The organism is Streptomyces changanensis (assembly GCF_024600715.1).
GTDB lineage: Bacteria > Actinomycetota > Actinomycetes > Streptomycetales > Streptomycetaceae > Streptomyces > Streptomyces changanensis.
Genome location: NZ_CP102332.1, coordinates 3,099,133 through 3,119,405 on the forward strand (window position 1 = coordinate 3,099,133; position 20,273 = coordinate 3,119,405).

At 75.1% G+C, this 20,273-nt stretch carries 22 protein-coding genes; 7 read left to right on the forward strand and 15 right to left on the reverse strand.

What is annotated here, in order from left to right; genetic code table 11:
- Positions 1–18 precede the first annotated feature (18 nt).
- The 3 genes from NRO40_RS13655 to NRO40_RS13665 all read left to right on the forward strand — a co-directional run bounded on the left by NRO40_RS13655 (position 19) and on the right by NRO40_RS13665 (position 3,776).
- Positions 19–837: a class I SAM-dependent methyltransferase gene (locus tag NRO40_RS13655; protein ID WP_058945405.1), complete on the forward strand. Its 819-nt coding sequence runs from the start codon at positions 19–21 to the stop codon at positions 835–837.
- Positions 838–1,235: 398 nt separating this feature from the next.
- A complete protein-coding gene (locus NRO40_RS13660) occupies positions 1,236–2,297 on the forward strand; it encodes a C40 family peptidase (RefSeq protein WP_058945406.1) in 1,062 nt (353 codons plus the stop codon).
- Positions 2,298–2,540: 243 nt separating this feature from the next.
- A complete protein-coding gene (locus tag NRO40_RS13665) occupies positions 2,541–3,776 on the forward strand; it encodes a PP2C family protein-serine/threonine phosphatase (RefSeq protein ID WP_058945407.1) in 1,236 nt (411 codons plus the stop codon).
- A gap of 182 nt (positions 3,777–3,958) precedes the next feature.
- On the opposite strand, the gene NRO40_RS13670 is transcribed toward NRO40_RS13665, so the two are convergent.
- From NRO40_RS13670 to NRO40_RS13705, 8 genes are all read right to left on the reverse strand, one after another.
- Entirely contained in the window at positions 3,959–4,294 is a 336-nt protein-coding gene (locus tag NRO40_RS13670; protein WP_058945410.1) for a DUF2516 family protein, read from the reverse strand.
- Positions 4,295–4,411: 117 nt separating this feature from the next.
- Positions 4,412–5,005: a hypothetical protein gene (locus NRO40_RS13675; protein WP_058945408.1), complete on the reverse strand. Its 594-nt coding sequence runs from the start codon at positions 5,003–5,005 to the stop codon at positions 4,412–4,414.
- A gap of 47 nt (positions 5,006–5,052) precedes the next feature.
- Positions 5,053–5,553 (reverse strand): helix-turn-helix domain-containing protein, encoded by a 501-nt coding sequence (locus tag NRO40_RS13680; protein WP_058945409.1) that lies wholly within the window; start codon positions 5,551–5,553, stop codon positions 5,053–5,055.
- Between the two features lie 142 nt (positions 5,554–5,695).
- Positions 5,696–6,538 carry a sulfurtransferase gene (locus NRO40_RS13685; RefSeq protein WP_232791121.1) on the reverse strand — a complete coding sequence of 281 codons (843 nt, stop codon included), beginning with the start codon at positions 6,536–6,538 and terminating at the stop codon, positions 5,696–5,698.
- A gap of 278 nt (positions 6,539–6,816) precedes the next feature.
- Entirely contained in the window at positions 6,817–8,115 is a 1,299-nt protein-coding gene (locus NRO40_RS13690; protein WP_058943046.1) for an ATP-grasp domain-containing protein, read from the reverse strand.
- Positions 8,116–8,367: 252 nt separating this feature from the next.
- A complete protein-coding gene (locus NRO40_RS13695) occupies positions 8,368–10,446 on the reverse strand; it encodes a HelD family protein (protein ID WP_058943001.1) in 2,079 nt (692 codons plus the stop codon).
- A 66-nt stretch (positions 10,447–10,512) separates the two neighbouring features.
- The gene (locus NRO40_RS13700) at positions 10,513–11,178 is read right to left on the reverse strand and encodes a TetR family transcriptional regulator (protein ID WP_107115127.1); all 666 of its coding nucleotides are present in this window, start codon (positions 11,176–11,178) and stop codon (positions 10,513–10,515) included.
- A complete protein-coding gene (locus NRO40_RS13705) occupies positions 11,171–11,932 on the reverse strand; it encodes a TetR/AcrR family transcriptional regulator (RefSeq protein ID WP_058943002.1) in 762 nt (253 codons plus the stop codon). Before NRO40_RS13705 ends, NRO40_RS13700 begins: the two co-directional genes overlap by 8 nt.
- A gap of 137 nt (positions 11,933–12,069) precedes the next feature.
- Between NRO40_RS13705 and NRO40_RS13710 the strand changes: the two genes are divergently transcribed.
- Positions 12,070–13,050, forward strand: a complete 981-nt coding sequence (locus NRO40_RS13710; protein ID WP_058943003.1) for an ATP-binding cassette domain-containing protein — start codon at positions 12,070–12,072, stop codon at positions 13,048–13,050.
- Positions 13,043–13,795 carry an ABC transporter permease gene (locus NRO40_RS13715; protein ID WP_058943004.1) on the forward strand — a complete coding sequence of 251 codons (753 nt, stop codon included), beginning with the start codon at positions 13,043–13,045 and terminating at the stop codon, positions 13,793–13,795. The genes NRO40_RS13710 and NRO40_RS13715 overlap by 8 nt, the downstream gene beginning before the upstream one ends.
- 31 nt (positions 13,796–13,826) lie before the next feature.
- Here the strand turns inward: NRO40_RS13715 and NRO40_RS13720 are convergent, their stop codons facing one another.
- Entirely contained in the window at positions 13,827–15,092 is a 1,266-nt protein-coding gene (locus NRO40_RS13720; protein WP_058943005.1) for a GNAT family N-acetyltransferase, read from the reverse strand.
- 163 nt (positions 15,093–15,255) lie between these two features.
- Positions 15,256–15,918 carry an RsiG family protein gene (locus NRO40_RS13725; RefSeq protein ID WP_058943006.1) on the reverse strand — a complete coding sequence of 221 codons (663 nt, stop codon included), beginning with the start codon at positions 15,916–15,918 and terminating at the stop codon, positions 15,256–15,258.
- 115 nt (positions 15,919–16,033) lie between these two features.
- On the opposite strand from NRO40_RS13725, the gene dtd reads away from it, so the two are divergent.
- A complete protein-coding gene (gene dtd / locus NRO40_RS13730; RefSeq protein WP_058943048.1) occupies positions 16,034–16,459 on the forward strand; it encodes a D-aminoacyl-tRNA deacylase in 426 nt (141 codons plus the stop codon).
- A gap of 186 nt (positions 16,460–16,645) precedes the next feature.
- Here dtd and ygfZ read toward each other — a convergent pair whose 3' ends face one another.
- Genes ygfZ through NRO40_RS13745 form a run of 3 tightly spaced genes read right to left on the reverse strand, consistent with a single transcriptional unit; the run spans position 16,646 to position 18,805 of the window.
- Positions 16,646–17,626, reverse strand: coding sequence for a CAF17-like 4Fe-4S cluster assembly/insertion protein YgfZ (ygfZ, locus tag NRO40_RS13735; RefSeq protein WP_058943007.1), 981 nt, complete (start codon positions 17,624–17,626; stop codon positions 16,646–16,648).
- 10 nt (positions 17,627–17,636) lie between these two features.
- A complete protein-coding gene (locus tag NRO40_RS13740; RefSeq protein WP_058943008.1) occupies positions 17,637–18,194 on the reverse strand; it encodes a Fur family transcriptional regulator in 558 nt (185 codons plus the stop codon).
- A 38-nt stretch (positions 18,195–18,232) separates the two neighbouring features.
- Positions 18,233–18,805 carry an FABP family protein gene (locus tag NRO40_RS13745; RefSeq protein ID WP_058943009.1) on the reverse strand — a complete coding sequence of 191 codons (573 nt, stop codon included), beginning with the start codon at positions 18,803–18,805 and terminating at the stop codon, positions 18,233–18,235.
- Positions 18,806–19,102: 297 nt separating this feature from the next.
- Here NRO40_RS13745 and NRO40_RS13750 point away from each other — a divergent pair, with 297 nt between their 5' ends.
- On the forward strand, positions 19,103–19,465 hold the full coding sequence (locus NRO40_RS13750; RefSeq protein ID WP_058943010.1) for a DsrE family protein: 363 nt from the start codon (positions 19,103–19,105) through the stop codon (positions 19,463–19,465).
- 20 nt (positions 19,466–19,485) lie between these two features.
- Here the strand turns inward: NRO40_RS13750 and NRO40_RS13755 are convergent, their stop codons facing one another.
- A complete protein-coding gene (locus tag NRO40_RS13755; protein ID WP_058943011.1) occupies positions 19,486–19,887 on the reverse strand; it encodes a DUF3099 domain-containing protein in 402 nt (133 codons plus the stop codon).
- A gap of 95 nt (positions 19,888–19,982) precedes the next feature.
- Positions 19,983–20,270 carry a DUF1416 domain-containing protein gene (locus NRO40_RS13760; protein ID WP_058943012.1) on the reverse strand — a complete coding sequence of 96 codons (288 nt, stop codon included), beginning with the start codon at positions 20,268–20,270 and terminating at the stop codon, positions 19,983–19,985.
- Positions 20,271–20,273: the final 3 nt, after the last annotated feature.

Sequence of the window (20,273 nt, forward strand, 5' to 3'; positions counted from 1 at the left end):
ACGTCTACGCTCGTCCCCATGGCCCCGCGTACGACCCGACCTGTCGGCACCCCCACCCGCGGGACCACCAACCCGAACCGGTTGCGCCGCATGGACCGCTGGATCGCGGCCGAGCACGGCCCCGCCCTGCGCCGCGCGGACGCCCCGCCGGTCGCCGTGGACCTCGGGTACGGGGCGGCGCCCTGGACGGCCGTCGAGTTGCTGGAGCGGCTGCGGCGGGACGCGGACCCACGCGCGCGCGTGGTGGGCGTGGAGATCGACCCCGCGCGCGTGGCGGCGGCACGCCCCTACGCGCGCGAGGGCCTGTCCTTCGCGCACGGCGGCTTCGAGGTGCCGGTCGACGGGCCGGTGTCGCTGATCCGGGCGGCGAACGTGCTGCGCCAGTACGACGAGGACCAGGTCCGGGAGGTGTGGGCGCGCCTGTGCGGGCGGCTCACGGCGCCGGACGGGCTGCTGGTGGAAGGCACCTGCGACGAGGTGGGGCGCCGGCACGTGTGGGTGGCGCTCGGGCCGGAGGGGCCGCGCACGGTGACGTTCGCCACGCGGCTGGGCTCGCTGGAGCGACCGTCGGACCTGGCGGAGCGGCTGCCCAAGGCGCTCATCCACCGGAACGTGCCGGGTGAGCCCGTGTACGACTTCCTGCGGGACTTCGACCGGGCGTGGGCGGCCGCCGCCCCGTACGCCTCCCTCGGCGCCCGGCAGCGCTGGATCGCGACGGCGGCGGCACTGGACGCGCGGTGGCCCCTGGTGGACGGGCGGAGGCGTTGGCGGCAGGGGGAGTTGACGGTGCGTTGGGAAGCGCTGGCGCCGCGCGGGTGGCGGGGCGCGGGAGCCTAGCCCGCGCGGCGGGCCAGCCCGCCGAGGGGCGGCCGGGTGCGGACGTGAAGCACTCGGACGCGGCCCCGGGCGCTCGGGTACGGACGCGGGGCGCTCGGGTACGGACGCGGGGCGCTCGGGTACGTCCGCAGGCGCAACCGCAGGGGCATGGGTACGCGGGCCCGGCGGGCGCGGGAGTGTAGGGCCCCGGGCCCGTCCGCGAGGGGCGGCCTGTGGACAACCCGCCCTGGTGGCGCCACCTGTGGGCAGCCTGTGGACAGTGGGGCCGGCGCCGCTCCACGACCCTGTTACTTTCGCGCTCTACATGGCACGATCGCCGGGGCACCGAAAGTTACTGACGGTAAATCAGATGGGGTGCGGTGCCGCCTGGTCGGTCGACGTCCGGAGGGGGAGAGCTTGTGAACCGACGCCGCTGCGTCTCTGTCGCGATCACCGTGGTGTGCGCCCTGACCGTGCTGGCGGGGCCCGCGCACGCCGCGCCCGCGCCGACACCGTCACCGGGCGCCGGCGCCCCGGTGGCACCGAAGAAGAGCCTGGAGGAGGTGCGCGCCGAGATCGACGCCCTGTACCGGCAGGCCGCCTCCGCCACGGACGCGTACAACCTCGCCGAGGAACAGGCGAAGAAGCAGTCAGCGGAGATCGTCCGGCTGTCGAAGGCGATCGTCGACGGCCGGGAGCGGATCGACGACCTGAAGAGACGGGCGGGAGCCGCGGCCCGCGCCCAGTACCGCAACGGCGGCATCCCCGAGGAGGCGAAGCTCGTCCTCACCGACGACCCGCGCCTCTTCCTGGAGAGCACCAACCGCGTCGTGCAGGGCCAGAAGGCCACGCGAGACCTGCTGACCGAGCTCCAGAAACGCCAGGACGACCTGGAGACGTACACCAGGGACGCCAGCGCCGAGTACGGCCGGCTGGAGGCCAACCGCGTCAAGCAGGCCCGGACGAAGAAGCTCATACAGGACAGGATCGCGGCGGCGGAGCAGCTGGAGTCCCGCCTGGAGGTCGCCGAGCGGGAGCGGCTGCGCGAGCTGGAGCGGCGGGCGCAGAACGACGCGCAGGCCGAGTGGCTGGCCTCCGGCGCCCTGCGGGAGATCGGCAGCAGTGCGACCGCCGAGGGCAGGAAGGCCATCGCGTACGCGACCGCGCAGATCGGCAAGCCGTACGTGTGGGGTGCCGAAGGCCCGGACTCGTTCGACTGCTCGGGGCTCACCCTGCGGGCCTGGGGCGCGGCGGGGCGGGGCATACCGCGCACGTCGCAGGAGCAGTGGCGGCTCCTGCCGCGCGTCGCGGTGCGGGACCTGCGTCCCGGCGACCTGATCATCTACTTCGAGGACGCCAGCCACGTGGGGATCTACGTCGGCGACGGCCGGATGGTGCACGCCCCGCGACCGGGGCGGGACATCACGGTCGCGGGCGCCGGCTCGATGCCGATCCTCGGCGTGGTCCGACCGGACAAGTAGGGGCGTTCGGGACACGGTGGCGCGGCTCACGGCCGCGAGTGGCGACCCTCGGCAGGGGTCCGCCAACCGCGTGATGTTTCTCATGGGGAGGGCGCCAACTACCTCCCCATGCGCGGCATATGCCGCCGACTCTTCACCGATCGCCATTCCGTTCGGACGCCGGGTGCCGCTATGGTCCCCGTCGGCGGGGCGTCGTCCGACGCTCAGCCCGCACCCTCGGGGGGAGGGAAGGAAACCGAACCGATGCCCGTACCCGCGCCCGTGCCCGCACAGCGCCAGAGGGTGAACCCGCTCGACCTGTCGAACGGCGACCTGACCCTGCTGGTGATCGAGGACGACCCTGCGGGCACCTTCACCGTCCCCGAACTGGTCGACGCCGGCGGCGGACGGGTCCGCATACGCACCGCCCGGAACCTCACCGAGGCCGAGCGGCTCCTCACCGACGACGTGCACTGCGTCCTGGTCGACCTGGACCTGCCCGCCGACGCCCGCCGGGGCGACGACCCACTGGCCGCCCTGCGCCACGTCCTCCAGGTGGCCCCGCGCCACGCGGTGCTCGCCCTGACCACGTCGGACCGCGCCGAACTGGCCTCCGAGGCGGTACGGGCGGGGGCTCAGGACCGGCTGTTCCGCGAGGAGCTGGACGGGCCGCTGCTCAGCCGGGCCATCCGGTACGCGGTGGAGCGCAAGCGCGCCGACTCGGTGCAGGTGAAGCTGGCCGAGTCCCGGCTGCGGGCCCAGGAGAACGCCCGGCTGGAGCGCGGCCTGCTCCCGACGCCCCTGCTCCAGGGCTCGGACCTGCGATTCGCCGCCCGCTACCGGCCGGGCCGCTCCCGGGCCCTGCTGGGCGGCGACTTCTACGACACGGTGCGCACCCCGGACGGCACGGTGCACGCGATGATCGGCGACGTGTGCGGGCACGGCCCGGACGAGGCGGCGCTCGGTGTGGAGCTGCGCATAGCGTGGCGCGCCCTGACGTTCGCGGGGCTCTGCGGGGACGAGCTGCTGTCGACGCTCCAGCAGGTACTGGAGCACGAGCGGGAGAGCGAGGAGATCTTCGCGACGTTGTGCACCGTGGACATCGCCCCCGACGGGCGGCGCGCGGGCCTGTGCCTCGCCGGCCATCCGGCGCCCCTGCTGGCCCGTCCCGGCCAGGACGCCCAGCTGCTGCCGTACGAGGACGGGGGCCCGGCGCTGGGCCTCCTGCCGAGGGCGCGGTGGCCGCGGCGGCAGGTGGAGCTGGGCGGTGCGTGGAGTCTGATGATGTACACGGACGGACTGATCGAGGGCCGCTCGGCGGGTCCGGGCTCACCCCGGCTGGGCCAGGACGGCATGGTCGACATGGTGAACCTCCAGCTGGCACGCGGCCTGGGCGGCGAGGACCTGTTGGAGGCCGCCGTCGCGGAGGTACGCGAGCTGAACGGCGGCGAACTGACGGACGACGTGGCGGTCCTGCTCCTGGACCGAGCCGGCCGCTGACACACCCCGGAACCGGAGCCGGGCCCGGACCCGGGCCCGCGGCGGCATGGGCGGCCTCGTCGCCGCGGTCGCCTGGGTCGCCTGCGTCGCCTGCGCGGACGACGGAGCCCCGTGCCCGGCGTCCTGTGGGACGTCCGGCACGGGGCGGGTACGGCGGGGGGAAGGGGGGTGGGGCGGGGCCCCTACCGGCCGCCGTTGTACGGGCCGTACGGGCCGTCGCTGCTGGAGCCGCGGGGACCGCGGCCGCCGCCGGACACCTGCCGCAGGGCCGGGCGGACGTCCACCATGAAGACGATGGTCGCGATGAGGCCGGCGATCTGGAGGAACAGCATCGGCAGGAAGAGGTCGACGACGACCGTGACGCCCAGGATGATCAGCCAGAAGGGCTTGCTCTGCTTGTCCGCTGCCCGGTAGGCGTCCTCACGTGCCAGGGCCGCGAAGACCAGCGCGACGGCGGCGAAGACGAGCATCGCGATGAAGAGCAGCCCGATCAGCGAGTTGAAACCGGACATCAGCATGGTGAGCACCGCCTGGTAGGTGGATGGAGCGCCTCGCGGCCAAGGTACCCGTACAACGCTCCGCGTTCCGTGAATGTGCCCGGCCGGGCCGCTCGCAGACGTGGCCGGGCCGTGCGGTCACTTCTCGCCGGCGGGCTCCGACGGGGTGTCGTTCTTGCGGTTGGCGGCCCTGCGGGTGGCGGCCGTGCGCCGGGCGGCGGGCTTCGCGGTGGGCTCGGCGGTGTCGGTCGCCGTGGTGTCGGTCGCCGTGGTGCCGCCGGCGTCCGCCGTCGCGGTACCGTCCTGCGCCGGGGTGGTGCCGGGCTCGACGGCGATGGCGATCTCGGTGATCTCCTCGGCGGCCTCGCCCCGCCACGTCCGGACGGTCTGCTCACCGTGCTCGGCGACCTTCTCGTACGCCTCGCGGGCCTTCACCGCGTACTCGGCCGCCGCGCCGACACCCCGCAGGGCCAGGCCCTGGGCGGTCTCGCCGAGCTTCTTCAGGTCCGTGTCGAGGCTGCCGACCAGCTCGGTGACCTTGGCCTGGAGCGACGCCTGGGCCTCCTTCGCCTGCGTGCTGACCTTCTCCTGGACGACCTTGGGGTCGGTCTTGCGCAGCTCGTCGATACGGGCCGGCGCCTCGGCGGCGAGTCGGCGGGCCTGCTGCACGGCGAGGTCGGCGGTTCCGGCGGCGAAGTAGAGGGGCGTGCGCAGCTCGTCGATGATGGCCATGGTGTGGGGTCCTCCCGTGTCGCGGGGTTCTCGCGGAGTCGTCGCGGTCAGAGTTCGGTGGATCCTGCGCCTGCTGCGGCATCACCCGCGCCGGAGGCCGTGCCGGGCCCGCCGGATGTCGTACCCGGCCCGCCGGAACCGGAGGTCCCGTCGGTCCCGTCGGTCCCGTCGGACGTCGTGTCCGGTCCGGCGGGGGCCGTGTCGAGCCCGTTCTCCTTGCGGAAGGACTCGTAGATCTGGAGCAGGACCTGCTTCTGCCGCTCGGTGATGGACGGGTCGGCGAGGATGGCGGCCCGCGTCTCCAGCTCGTCGCGGTCCTGCTCGTCCAGGATCCCGGCGCGGACGTACAACGTCTCGGCGGAGATGCGCAGCGCCTTGGCGACCTGCTGGAGCACCTCCGCGCTCGGCTTGCGCAGCCCGCGCTCGATCTGGCTCAGGTACGGGTTCGACACCCCGGCAGCCTCCGCGAGCTGGCGCAACGACAGCTGCGCGGTGCGCCGCTGCTCGCGCAGGTACTCGCCGAGGTTGCCGACGTTCAGTGATGCCATGCCTCGATGGTGCACCACCTCCGCTAACAATTGCAAGCAGGCGCTTGCAGAAGTTATCCATCCGGGCGGGTCCGGCATGCCCGCAGGATGCGGAACGCCGCATCCCGCCTGCCCCCGCCCCCACCCAGTACACCCGCCGGCGTCAGGTCGCGCGCGCCGCCACGCCGCTGCCCGCCCGCACGGCCACGGGGCGTTCCGACGGGCGGCCCCAGTCGCTCCACGAGCCGTCGTACACGGCGAGCCCGTCGTACCCGGCGACCTCCGCGCCCAGGGCGAGGACGCAGGCCGTCACGCCGGAGCCGCAGCTGAACAGCAGTCGCTCGGTCTCCCCGCCGACCAGCGGGGCGAACAGCGCGCGCAGTTCGGACGCCGGGCGCAGCCGCCCGGCGTCGTCCAGGAGTTCGCCGAACGGCAGGTTCACCGCTCCGGGCATGTGGCCGCCGCGCAGCCCGGCCCGCGGTTCGGGCTCGGTACCGGCGAAGCGGCCGCGTGTCCGGGCGTCCAGCACCAGCGCGGCCGGGTCCGCGAGCGCCGCCGCGACCACCCCGGCGTCGACGAGCCACCCCGCCCGCGGCCGTGCCGTGAAGCCGCCCCGCACCGGAGCCGCGGCGTCCGGCGCGCGCTCCTCCACCGGCAGTCCCGCGGCCGTCCAGGCGGGCAGGCCGCCGTCCAGTACGGCGACCCGGTCGAAGCCCGTCGCCCGCAGCATCCACCAGGCGCGGGCGCTCGAGTAGACGCCGGCGGTGTCGTAGACCACCACGGTGCTCGTGTCGTCGACGCCGAGGGCACGCAGCTCCTCGGTGAAGGCGGCCGGGCCGGGCATGGTGTGCGGCAGGGGCGAGGCGTGGTCGGAGAGCGGGCCGTCGAGGTCGAAGCGCCGGGCGCCCGGAACGCGCCGGTCGGCGTCCCGGTGCGCGCCCACCGACGCGTCGAGCACGACGAGCCCGGGCACCGCCAGGCGGGCCGCCAGCCAGGTCGGGTCCACCAGGGGACCGGGGAGCGCCGAGTCCGCCACGCCGGCCGAAGCCCCGGACGGGCTCCCCTCGGGAACCCCGGACAGGCTCCCCTCGGGAACCTCGGAGGATCTCCCATCGGGCCCCCCGGACGGGGCCCCGCAAGGAGCCCCGGCCGGCGCCCCGGACACGTCCCCGGACCGAGCCCCGGCCGGCGCCTCGGGCCCGGCCACGGGCGGAGCTCCGGACGCCACCCCGGACGGGCGCCCGGACAGGGCCTCCTCCGGCTGCTGTCGTCTTCCCGTACCGGTCATGTGTCCTCCTCGGAGCGGTCGGTCGTCACGATCGGAAGGGCCGTCAGCTCGTCGACGGCCGCCGCGCAGGCGGCGCCGCTCGGGGCCGTGAGCAGCGCCATGCCCAGCCGGTCCGCCGACGACCTGAGCGGTGACACCGGGTCCCCCGGCTCCACCTCGACGTCCCACCCCACGAGCCGCCCCGTCGCGAGCCGGGGCCGGGGCGCCACCGCGGTCACCCGGCCGGTCGGCGCGGTGAGGAACACCGTGGCCGCGGCGGCCGCCTGCGGACCGCCCGGCTCCACGCGAGGACCCTCGCCGACGGCCCAACCGAGGGCCGCGCGGCGCCAGTCGATGCCACGGGTGAGGCGTACGAGGTCGGCGATGCCGTCGCCGCCGGGTCGGTTGTGCGTCTCGATGACGGTCACGCGGTCGCCGTGGACCTTGACCTCGGTGTGCGCCGGGCCGTCCACCAGTCCCACGGCGTCGAGGAGTTCGCCGACGGCACGCTCCACGCGGGTGCGCCCCGGGCCGTCGAGGGAAGGCGCCGGCATGAGATGGGCGAGTTCGACGAACCCCTCCCCCGCCGTGCGCTTCTCGGCGATGCCGAGGCAGGTGTGGCGCCCACCGGACGACAGCGTCTCGACGCTGAACTCCTGCCCGGGTACGTACCGTTCGAGCAGGGTGGCGGGGGTCCGGCGGTCGGCCGGCAGGTCGGCGGGGGCGCGGACGAGCGTGACGGCGTTGCTCCCGGTGCCCGCCACCGGTTTGGCGACGACCGCGGTGCCCGGGCGCCCGTCGAAGAGACGTGCCACCCCCTCAGGGTCGTCGCCCGCCGCGAACGCCGGGTTCAGGTGCGGTGCCGCGCGGTGCAGTGCCCGGCGCATCGCGAGTTTGTCGCGGGTGGCGCGTACGGCCTCCGGTGGGACCCCGGTCGCGCCGAGGCGCCGCGCCGCGACGGCCGCCGGTTCGAGCCCCAGCTCGGTGAGCGAGACGACGGCGGCCGGGGCGAGCGGCCGCAGCACGGCGTCGACGAAGGCCAGGAAGGTGGGGGCGTGCTGGTAGTCGACGGAGTGCTGCACGGCGGGCGGGCGCGGGCGGTCGGCGGGCCGGGAGAGGTGCACGGCGGGCCGGGGCGGACGCGGGGGCGCGGCCACCGCGTGCGCGCCGTGTTCCGGGGCGCCTCGGCCGACCGGGCCGTACGTGCCGCGGTCGAGGGGGGCCGCCCCGGGCAGCCTTACGTGGACCACGTCGACGGGCAGGGTGGCCGCCGCCCGCGCGACCGCCGCGTCAGCGCCGAGGACGACGAGCGTCACGGCACGCACGGCACCCCCGCGGCCGCCCACGTCACCCACGCCCCCATCGACCACGCCGCCCCCGCGCCACACGTGGCCGCCCACACTCCAGCCGTGGGCCCCGCGCACCAGGCGACACCCACGCATCACGTACCGACGCCCACGCACCACCCGGCGCCGGCGCCACGCGCGGCCGGGCGGCGGGTGCGCGGCACAGGTCCCCCAGGCGCATCTCCCCCACCCCCCTCGGCTGATCGTAACCGTCCCCCCGGCTCACCCCACCCCGGCCGCGTCCGCCAACTCCCGTGGGAGCGGCCGGGTGTGGAGCACCTCCAGCCGGGAGACGGCGCGGGTGAGGGCGACGTACAGGCGGTGTGCGCCGCGCGCCTCGGCCTCGACCACGGCGGCGGGCTCGGCGAGGACCACGTGGTCGTACTCCAGGCCCTTCGCGAGGCCCGCCGGCAGCACCGTGACGCGCGGGGTGCCTGCGGTGACGTCCCCGGGGTGGCTGGTCGCGACACCCGCCGCCGTGAGGGCGCCGCGCAGCTCCTCGTACGCGGCGTCCGGGGTGATGACGCCGACCGAGCCGTCACGGCCGAGCGCCGCCCGTACGGCGTCGACCACCGCCGCCTCCAGCCGGTGCACCCGGCGGACGGTCACCTCGCCGTCCCGCCGCACGGACCGGGCGGGCGGTACGTCGACGTCGAGGGTGCCGAGCAGCCGGTTGGCCAGGTCGACCACCGCGCCCGGCACCCGGTAGCCAGCCGTCAGCGCGGTGATCCGCGCGTCCGGGCGGCCCAGGTGCGCGAGGTGTTCCCGCCAGTCCCGGGCGGCCCAGGGGGTGGTGCCCTGGGCGAGGTCGCCGAGCACGGTCAGGGACCCGGAGGCGGCGGTGCGGCGCGCGACGGCCCGGCACTGCATCGGGGACAGGTCCTGGGCCTCGTCGACGACGATGTGGCCGTATCCGGCGGGCCGTTCGAGCAGCGCGGCCAGCTCGTCGAGGAGGAGCAGGTCGGCCGCGGTCCAGCGGGCCGACCGGTACGAGCGCGAGGGCCGGGGCAGGCGGAGCGCGGCGCGTTCGGCGGGGCTGAGGGCCTCGTCGCGGGGGTCGGCCAGCACCTCGGCGAGCACCTGCTCGGGGGTGACCTTCGGCCAGCAGGCGTCCACCAGCCGCGACACCGGCCGCGCCCGCGCGACGCGCCGTTCCCAGGCCGCGCCCACCGGTCCCGCCCGCCGCTCGGCACGGTCCCGCAGGGCGCGTACGAAGCGGTGGCGCACCCGTTCGCGGCCGACCGCGTAGGGCGGGGCGTCGGTCCGTACCCGCTCGACGGCCGCGGCGAGTTCGTCCACCGGGACGCGCCACCGGTAGGCGCCGTCCGGGAGGACCAGTTCGCCGGTGGGGGCGGCCACGCGCGCGTAGAGGGCCCTTCGCAGGACGCCGGCCATGCGGGCGTCGTGCTTCACCAGCGCCGCCGCCGCGGTGTCCTCGGCGCGCGGCTCGTGGCCGACCGCGCGGGCGACCTCCTCCTCGACGGTGGTCTGGCGCACGTCCCGTTCGCCGAGCGCGGGGAGGACCTCGGCGACGTACGCGAGGAACGCCCGGTTGGGGCCGAGGATCAGCAGCCCGCCGCGGTCGACGCGGCGCGGATGCGTGTAGAGGAGGTAGGCGGCGCGGTGCAGGCCGACGGCGGTCTTTCCGGTACCGGGCGCGCCCTGCACGCAGAGGGACGTGCCGAGCGGGGCGCGGACGAGGTCGTCCTGCTCGGGCTGGATGGTGGCGGCGATGTCGCGCATGGGCCCGACGCGGGGCCGCTCGATCTCGGCGGCGAGCAGCCCGCGGGACGTGTCGCCGTACGCGCCGGGGCCCGGTGACGCACCGGTTCCGGTCGGCTCGGCGGTGGGGGGCGCGTCGAGGTGTTCGTCCTCCAGGCCGGTGAGGTCGGCCGCGTCGCCCCGGCTGTGGGGCGCCCATCCGAAGCGGCGTCGGACCCGTACGCCCTGGGGGTCGTCGGGCCGCGCCTGGTAGAACGCGCGGGCCACGGGCGCCCGCCAGTCGACGACGAGCGGTGGTTCGGCGGGGTGGGTGCTGATGCGGCGGCGGCCGATGTGGTGGTGGCGGCCGTCGGAGTGGTCGAGGCGGCCGAAGAAGAGGGGCCCGGGCTCCTCCTCGCGCAGCGCCTTGGCGTGGCTGCGCAGGTGGTACCCGAGGGCCTCGGCGTCCGCGCCGGACGCGGCGACGTCCTCACCGGTCACGACGCGTTCCTCGGCCGCCCCGACCATGCGCTCCAGCGCGGCCCGGCAGGTGTCGTGGAAGGCCCGTTCCCGGGTCAGGTCATGGTCGAGTGGCGTCATTCCCCCGAGAATAACGCAACCGAGTAACTTTTCTAACCGAGTAACAAATCTTGGGCGACGCGCCGACTACCGCCGCCACCCCTCCCCACCCGGCTCGTCACCGAGCCCTCCGATCAGCTGCCGGAAGGCCACCTCCGCCGCCGCGACCGCGTCCGGCAGCACCGCGTCCGCGCTCTCGCCGGCGTCGACGCGCCGCCAGTTGTCCTCCGCGAGCACCCGCAGCACCGCGACGACCTGCCCCGCCGCCAGGCGGGCGCCGACGCCCCCGCCGAGCGCCTCGGCCAGCGCGCCCTCGGCGGCGGCCTGGTGCCCGTGGAGCCGGGCGAGCAGGCTCGGCGTCCCGTACAGCAGCCGATGGAAGGCGAGGACCGACGGTTCGTCGCTGAGCCCGGTGACGGGGTCGCGGCGGTCGAGCCCGTCGAGGAAGTGCCGGTGCAGCGCCGTGAGCGGCCCGACGCCCGCGGGACGCCCGGCGACCACCCGGGCCGCCTCGTCGCGGTGGTCGGCGAACCGGTGCACGACCAGGTCCTCCTTGGTGGGGAAGTACCGGAACAGCGTCGGCTTCGACACCTCCGCCGCCGCGGCGACCTCGGCGACCGACACCCGGTCGAAGCCGCGCTCCAGGAAGAGCGCGATCGCCGTGTCGGAGAGGGTCCGGTACGTCTGCCGCTTCTTCCGCTCCCGCAGCCCGGGCCCGTCGCCGGCGGGGGTGCGCACGATCGGCTCAGCCATCGGAGCGCTCCAGCAGGATCCGGACGCCGTCCAGCAGCCGTTCCAACCCGAAGCGGAACTCGTGGTCCGGGTCGTCCGGCTGGTCCAGGACCCCCGAGTCCAGCGCCCGCGCCACCCGCGGGTACCGCTCCGGGTCCGCGAGACGCCGCAGGGTGCGGCCGTACCGGGCCATGACCTGCTCGGGCGTCTCGCCGGTCGCGGCCATCGCGGCACCGAGGTCGGCCGTCATGCCCGCCTCGCTGCGGACGAACCCGCCGACCAGCAGCACCACGGAGATCTTGGCGCCCTCGTCCAGCGCCGTCCCCGCGAGCGCCTCCATGCCCGCTTCCCACCAGGCCACCGAGTTGGGCGTGGCCGGAGGCCCGGAGATCGGGACGCGCAGGAGCCAGAGGTTCCGCCGGAACACCGCACGCTGCGCCCACGCCCAGCGGGTCAGCCCCTCGCGCCAGCCGGTGCCCGGCGGGGGCGGGGGCGGCGGGGCGCCGACGGCGGCGTCCTGCATCAGCACGTACAGCTCGTCCTTGGCGCCGACGTACCGGTACAGGGACATCGTGGAGACGCCGAGCTCCTTGGCGACCCGGCCCATGGACACCGCGGACAGCCCTTCGGACGCGGCCACCGCCACCGCCGTGTCGACGATCGCGTGCACGCTCAGCCCCGGCCTCGGCCCCTTCGAGGGGCGTTCACGCAGCCCCCAGGCGGCCTCCAGGCCGGGCGTGAGCCCCGTACCGCCACTGTCCTCCACCGGTGCCACCCTCCAGCCGAACCACCCGTACCACCCGCGCCCGGGCCACCTCACCGCCCGGCGCGAGCAGGACGCTTGACGCCCATCCTAGTAATGCGTAAGGCTTACGCAGTAACGCGTATGCCATACGCAGTAAGGGGATCGCCATGCCCGGCACCGCCGCCATCGAGGCCACCGGCCTCCGCAAGTCGTACCGACACGTCCCGGTCCTCGACGGCCTCGACCTCCACGTCCCGCGCGGGGCCGTCTTCGCGCTCCTCGGCCCCAACGGCGCCGGCAAGACGACCGCCGTGCGCGTCCTCGCCACGCTCACCGCCCCCGACGGCGGCCGGGCCCGCGTCGCCGGGTACGACGTGGTCGCCGAGCGCTCCCGGGTACGGCGGGCGATCAGCCTCACCGGCCAGTTCGCCGCCGTCGACGACGACCAGACCGGGGCGGAGAACCTCCGCATGATGGCCCGGCTCTCCGGCCTGTCCCGCCGGGACGCCCGCCGCCGCGCCACCGAACTGCTCGACCGCTTCGCGCTGGCCGACGCGGCCGACCGCCCCGCCCGCACCTACTCCGGCGGCATGCGCCGCCGTCTGGACCTCGCCGCCGGGCTGGTCGGCGAACCGGACGTCGTCTTCCTCGACGAGCCGACGACGGGCCTCGACCCGCGCAGCCGCCAGGAGTTGTGGCAGGTGGTGCGCGACCTGTCCGCGCGCGGGGCGGCGGTGCTCCTCACCACCCAGTACCTGGAGGAAGCCGACCAGCTGGCCGACACCGTCGCCGTACTGGACGGGGGCCGCGTCGTCGCCGAGGGCACCGCGGACGCCCTCAAGGCACGGGTCGCCGGCCACCGCCTGGACGTCGTCGCCACCGACGCGGCCGCCTACGCGCGGCTCGCCCCGCACGCGGTGCGCCGCACCCCCGACACGCTCACCCTGGGCATCGCCACCGACGGCACGGCCGCGCACGTACGGACCCTGCTCGACACCCTCGACCCGCACCGGTCGGACATCGCCCGCTTCACGCTCCACAGCGCCACGCTCGACGACGTGTTCCTGGCCCTGACCGCCACCCGCCCCACCACGGACGCCGGACCGACCACCCCCACCACCGACCACCGGGAGAACACCCGTGCCTGACGCCGCCCTCACCCTCGTCGCCCGCGGCGTCCGCCAGAACCGCCGCAACCCGGACGCGCTCCTCACCGCGATGGTGCTGCCGGTGATGCTGATGCTGATCTTCGTCTACTTCTTCGGCGGCGCCATCGACACCGGGACGCCTACCTCGTACGTCACCTACGTCGTCCCCGGCGTGCTGCTGCTGTGCGCCGGCTTCGGCGCCTCCACGACCGCCGTGCGCGTCAGTGAGGACATGCGGGCCGGCATCGTCGACCGGTTCCGCTCGCTCGACGTGGGCCCGACCGCGATCCTCGCCGGGCACGTCGGCGCGAGCGTCGCCCGCAACGTCCTGTCGACGGCCCTCGTCCTCGGCGTCGCGTACCTGATCGGCTTCCGCCCGCAGGCCGGACCCGCCGCCTGGGCCGCCGCCCTCGGGCTGCTGTTCGCGTTCGTGCTGGCGGTGTCGTGGTTGTCGGCGGCGGCCGGGCTGCTGGCGCGCTCGCCGGAGGCGGCCGGCGGCTTCACCTTCCTGATGATGTTCCTGCCCTACCCGAGCAGCGCGTTCGTACCGATCGACACGATGCCGGGCTGGCTCCACGGCTTCGCCGAGCACCAGCCGGTCACCCCGGTCATCGAGTCCCTGCGGGGGCTCCTCCTCGACCAGCCCGTCGGCGACGCCCCGTGGACCGCGCTGGCCTGGTGCGCCGGGCTGCTGCTGCTGGCACCGGCACTGGCGGCGACCCTCTTCCGAGCCCGCACGCGCTGACCACCAGCCACGGCGCGACCGCGCACCCCCCTCAGAAGATGTCGGGGCACCAAGCGCGGCGGGAGGCCCGGAAGAGGACGTCCGCGCGGGCGGCCGCGCCCGTCGTCGCCTCCTCCACCCGCCCCAGCGCCGCGAGCCGCGTCACCGACTCGTCGCCCAGGTACAGCGCGCCCAGGTCCGCGACGTCCAGGGCCAGGTCGGCCCGCGTGGCGGTCGGCGTGCAGGAGGCGCCGTCCCGTGACGCGTCCAGCAGGAAGCGGCCCCCGGTCAGGCCGTCCGCGTCCCGCACGTCGAGCACCAGCGAGCCCTCCGTCGCGTACGTACGCGCCTCCAGGGCCCGCACGACGTCGAGGATCCGCACCCACATCATGTCGGCGTGGGTGACGACGCGGGCGGCCCGCGGGTCCGGCAGCAGCAGCGGCAGCAGGTCGTCGGGGGCGCGGTGGCCGCTGTCGACGAGCGTCACCCAGTCGATCGCGCAGACGTACCGCCACAGGGCGCGCTCGGCCGCCGGCGTCAGGGCGACCAGGTCCCGCACGGTGGCGGTGTTCATCGGCTGCTTGCCGTCGTCCCACGTCTCGTCGGCGGCGTAGGCCACGTACCCCTCCAGCTCGCCGGAGGCCGAGCGGTACGTCGCGTGGAACGGTTCCGTCCACCGGTCGCTCGCCGGCACGTCCTCACCGGTGCGCCGCTGCCAGTCGCGCGCGCTGCGGCTGACCATGCCGTGCCGCACGGCCCGGACGCGGTCGTACAGCTCCGGGCCCAGCTTGCGGACGGTCGCGCCGTCGACGAGGTCGATGCGCCCGCCGTCCTCCGGCCCGGACCAGCGCGGGTCCAGGCCCGCGCGGCGCAGGTCGACGCGCCAGTGCGTGAGCCAGGAGGCCGGACCGAAGCCGAACCGGCCGTAGATCGGATACTCGGCGGCGATGAGCGTCGCCAGCACGTCACCCCGCTCCCGGGACTCCGCCAGCTCGGCCCGCATCATCCGGCCCAGCAGGCCGCGGCGCCGGTGCGTGGGCGAGACCGTCACGGCCGACACGGCGCTCGCCGGGACCGCGGCGCCGCCGACCGCCGTCACCTCCTGCGCGAAGGACCGGAACGTCGCCACGCACCGCCCGGTGTCCGGGTCGAACGCCCCGCGCGTACGGGCGAAGTCCTGGTACGGAAGCCGGATGGCGACCTCCTCGGCGGAGGGGGTCGGCGGCCGCAGGAAACCGGTGTGCAGGGCGCGGAGCCAGTCGGGGAAGTCGTCCTCGGTGAGCGTGCGGACCACGGGGGCGGCGGCGTCGGAGGTCATGGCGCCACGCTAGACAGCGGAACGACGGCGACGCATCCGGTTTCCACGGCACGGCACGCCGCCCACGGCCGGACCCCCGACAGGCACCCCGGCCGAGAGGGACCGTCCGACGGGCACCCGGATCCCGACCGACGGACCCGAGAACCGGTCAACACCCCCCGGTTCAGGACAGCAGGTCGTCGACCTGGGCCTCGCCGTCGCGGTAGCGGCGGGCGATCTCGGCGCTGCACTCGTCGGCGGTGCGCTGGAGTTCGTGCCGGCGCCGCGAGACCTCCTGCTCGTACCGCGCGAGCCGCGCCATGGCCTCGCGCAGCTCCTCGTCGGTACGGGCGTCCAGGTCCGACAGCTCGACCTCGGCGAGCATCTCCGCGGCCAGCAGCCGGTACTCCTCGCCGCGCGGCGTGGACAGCGTGAGGTACCGCGCGGAGTTGGGCCGACGCCGTGAGGGCGCGTCGGCGAGGATCTCCGGCAGCCGGTGCACCACCGGCCCCTCCGGCACGGCCCGGCTCGCCAGCTCGGCGCGGAGGATGTCGACGCGCCCCTGCAACAGCCGCCGCACGTAACTGAGGTCGGCCTCGTCGGTGTGCGAGTCACGGCGCAGCGCGCGCACTTCCTCCAGCCGCAGCGCCCGCAGGTCGAGCGCGTGGGCGTACTCGGGGTGCGGGACGGCGTCGAGGGCGGCGAGGGCGCCGACGGCCCGGGCCGTACCGGCGGTGGGCGGCTCGGCGGGGGTGCGCTGTATCGGCGGGCGGGACCGGTCGAAGCCCGAACCGGCACAGGTGGTCCGTGCGGGGCCGGGTGTCTGCCCGGCGCCAGGTGTGCTCATGTGTTCCGTCCCCTCGACCGGCGCGTCAGCCGCACCGCCTGACAGGCATGGTGCCACTCCCGCATGGGAAGTGCAGGTGCTCTGCACCCGTTCGGCCCTCGGTAAGTTGGGGCGCATGCGAGCAGTGGTACAGAGGGTCGACGGGGCGAGGGTCGAGGTCGCGGGCGAGACGGTGGGCGAGCTGACCGGTGAGGGGCTGTGCGTCCTCGTCGGCGTCACGCACGACGACACCCCGGAGAAGGCGGCGCAGCTGGCGCGCAAACTGTGGAGCGTCCGCATGTTGGACGGCGAGAAGTCCTGCTCCGACGTGAATGCACCCTTGTTGGTGATTTCGCAGTTCACCCTCTACGGGGACGCCCGCAAGGGCCGCCGCCCCACCTGGAACGCGGCGGCTCCCGGGGAGGTGGCCGAGCCCCTCGTGGACGAGGTGGTGGCACGGCTGCGGGAGCTGGGCGCGACCGTGGCGACGGGCCGGTTCGGTGCGGAGATGCGGGTCTCGCTCACGAACCACGGCCCGTTCACGCTGGTCGTCGACGTCTGAGCCGCCCACGGCGAGTGGCGGGGCCGTGGTGGGTCGCCCCCGCAGGGGTCGGCGGCGACAGCGGGTCCACCTCCGCGGTACCCGAGGCCGCCGACCGCGAGGAGGTGACCCATCGCGGCCCCGCCCCACCCACCGACACCGACACCGCCCACCGACAGCGGCACCTCCACCGACACCGACACCGGCTTACGGCTCGACGACCGGCTCCTGAGCGGCGGCCGTGGTGCCCACGATGAGCGGCGCGTCCACGGGCACGTTGCGCTTGACCAGGGCCAGGGCGATCGGACCCAGCTCGTAGTGGCGGACCGCCGTCGTGACGAAGCCCAGCTGCCGGCCCTCGGGGCCGTCCGCGGCGAGCCGGACGGGCGTGCCGTGCGCCGGGAGGTGCACCTCGCTGCCGTCCAGGTGCAGGAAGACCAGGCGCCGCGGCGGCTTCCCCAGGTTGTGGACGCGCGCGACGGTCTCCTGCCCGCGGTAGCAGCCCTTCTGGAGGTGGACGGCCGACCCGATGAGACCGATCTCGTGCGGGATGGTGCGGTGGTCCGTCTCGTGGCCGAGGCGCGGGCGGTGCGCCTCGACGCGCAGCGCCTCGTGGGCGAGCGTCCCGGCCGGCGGCCCGTGCTCCCCGGCGTACGCCTCCAGGTCGCCGCGGGGCAGGAACAGCTCACGGCCGTGCGGGGTCTCCCGTACGACGACGCCGTCGGGCACCGGGGCGATCGACCCGGCGGGCAGGTGCACCACCGCGTAGGCGTCGGTGCGGTCGGCGACCTCGACGCGGTAGAAGAACCGCATCGACTCCAGATAGGCGAGGAGCGCCTCGCGCGTGCCGGGCTCGACGTGTGCCCAGACCGTCGTGCCGTCGTCGACGAGGTACAGCGCGTGTTCGATGTGGCCGTTCGCGGAGAGGATCAGCGCGTCGGCGGCGCGGCCGGGCGGCAGTTCGCTGACGTGCTGGGTGAGGAGCAGGTGCAACCAGCTCAGCCGGTCGTCGCCGCTGACGGTGATGACGCCCCGGTGGGAGAGGTCGACGAACCCGCGGCCGGCGACGAGGGCGCGCTGCTCGCGGAACGGATCGCCGTAGTGCGCGGCGACACCTTCGTCCCGCCCCTCGGCGGGGACGGCGCCGGGCAGGGACAGCAGGGGGCTGGTCGGTGTACGTCGCTGCATGACGTCCAGCCTACGACCCGCTGTTCGACTCCTCCGCCGCCGCCTTCCCAGGCGCCTCCCCCTGCGCCCGCGCGTGCGCCCCCTCCACCTGAGCCGCCTTGGCGTCGGCCCCCTTCGTGTCCGCCCCCTTCGCCCCGGACTTCTCCCGCGCCTCCTCCGTACAGGCACCGCAGCGCCCGTAGATCGCGAAGTGCTTCATGTCGGTGTCGAAGCCGAAGGTGTCGAGGAGCTTGCGGGTGAACTCGGCGGCCACCGACACGTCGGCCTCGATGACGTCGTCGCAGTCCCGGCAGACGAGGTGGAGGTGGTGGTGGCGGTCGGCGAGGTGGTAGGTGGGGGCGCCGGGGCCGAGGTGGGCGTGGCTGACGAGGCCCAGTTCCTCCAGGAGCTCCAGGGTCCGGTAGACGGTGGAGACGTTGATCCCCGCCGCGGTCTTGCGGACCTGCGTGAGGATGTCGTCGGGCGTGGCGTGGCCCAGCACGTCCACCGCCTCCAGGACGAGCTGGCGCTGCGGCGTCAGCCGGTAGCCACGCTGCCGGAGGTCGCTCTTCCAGTCGGTGCTCACCACGCGCTCCAGTGTAGGAGCACCGACCGGCGTTCCCGGGCCTACTTGAAGAACGCGATGCCGTCGTCCGGCAGGTCGCCCAGGCTCTTCGCCATGGCCTCGACCTCCTCGGGCGTGACGACCTTCTTCAGGTGCGCCGACATGTAGGGGCGCAGCGGCACCTCGGGGGTGGCCTTCTCGCCGACCCACATGAGGTCGCTCTTGACGTAGCCGTACAGCCGCTTGCCGCCGCTGTACGGGCCGGAGGCCGCGGTGCGGGCGACGGCGTCGGTCACGATGTCGATCTGCGGCTTCTTGTCGGCGAGCTCGCCGTACCACACCTCGACGATGCCCTGGTCGCGGACCATGACGACCTCGACCTTGCGGCCCGCGTCGATCCGCCAGTAGCCGCTCTCGCTCTCCAGCGGGCGGACCTTGTTGCCCTCGGCGTCCAGGACCCAGGAGTGGGAGACGTACTCGATGAAGTCACGGCCGTCGTGGGAGAAGGTCACCGACTGGCCGAAGTTGCACTTCTCGGAGCCGGGGAAGTCGGAGACGCCCGCGCCCTCCCACGTGCCGAGGAGGAACGCGAGGGGGACGAGGTCCGGGTGCAGGTCGGACGGGATCTGGATCATGGTGTCTGGCTGCTCTGGCGATCTGTGCGGGTGCGGGTGGTCAGCGCTGGCCCTGGTACAGCTTCTTCACGGTCAGCCCGGCGAAGGCGAGGACGCCGACGCAGACCAGGACCAGCAGGGCGGAGAAGAAAGCCTCAAGCACGGGGTGCTCCTCGGTGGCGGTGGGCGGTATGGGGGCCGGGTCCCAGCCTAATGGGTGGACCCGCCGCCCTCCGTGTGAGGTGAGCCGCCCGCGCCGCCGACCCGGCCCGGGCGGCCACCCGGCTCGGCGGGACCGGGCCCACTACAGTTCGGACCATGGCGAAGAAGCTCGTGATCAAGGTGACCGCCGGGGCCGACGCGCCCGAGCGGTGTTCGCAGGCGTTCACCGTGGCGGCGGTCGCCGCGGCCAGCGGGGTCGAGGTGTCCCTGTGGCTGACCGGTGAGTCCTCGTGGTTCGCGCTGCCCGGTCGGGCGGCGGAGTTCGAGCTGCCGCACGCCGCGCCGCTGCCCGACCTGATCGGGTCGGTCCAGGCGGCCGGCCGGATCACCCTGTGCACGCAGTGCGCGGCGCGCAGGGAGATCACGGAGGGGGACCTGATCGAGGGCGTGCGCATCGCGGGCGCGCAGGTTTTCCTCAGCGAGATCATGGAGGACGGGGTCCAGGCCCTCGTCTACTGAGGCGGGCGGGGCCGGCCCGGCTACGGTTCGGGCCGGCTCCTGCCGTCCAGCTCCGCCCACCAGGCGTCGGACTCCGGGTCGCCGCCCGGGCCCACCCGGTCCGGGCCCACCCGGCCGGGGTCCACGAGGCCGGCGCCCGTCCGCTCGGCGCCCGTCCGGTCGGCGGGCGTCCGGTCGGCGGGGTCCGCGGGCGAGCGGTCGGCGGGAGGCGGGCGGTTCGGGGGCGGCTCGTCCCACCAGTGGTCGTCGGGGTCCCGGCGGTTCGCCGCGATGGCGGCGAGCGGCGGCAGGACCATGGCCGCGAAGGCCATCCCGACGGCGGCCTCGGTGGACCAGAGGCGCACGAAGGACCAGGCGCTGACGAAGAGGGCCAGGCACGTGCCCATCAGCGCGAAGTAGGTGCGCCGGCGGCGTGCGTACACCCTTCCAGGGTAAGACCGCAGGGCCGCACCTCAAGTCCCGGAAAGCGTCCAACCCCCAGGAGGCGCGGCCCTGCGGCCGTTCGTCGTGCCGTGTGTCAGACGGCGATGGCGACCTCGGCGAGGCCACCGGTCCGGACGGCGACCTTGCGGTCCGCCGTGGCGCCCGGCACCAGGGCGCGGACGGTCCAGGTGCCCTCCGCCGCGTAGAACCGGAACTGGCCGGTCGCGGAGGTGGGGACCTCGGCGGTGAACTCGCCGGTCGAGTCCAGCAGCCGGACGTAGCCGGTCACGGGCTCGCCGTCGCGGGTCACCTGGCCCTGGATGGTGGTCTCACCGGGCTTGATCGCAGAGGCGTCGGGGCCGCCGGCCTGTGCTCCACACATGTC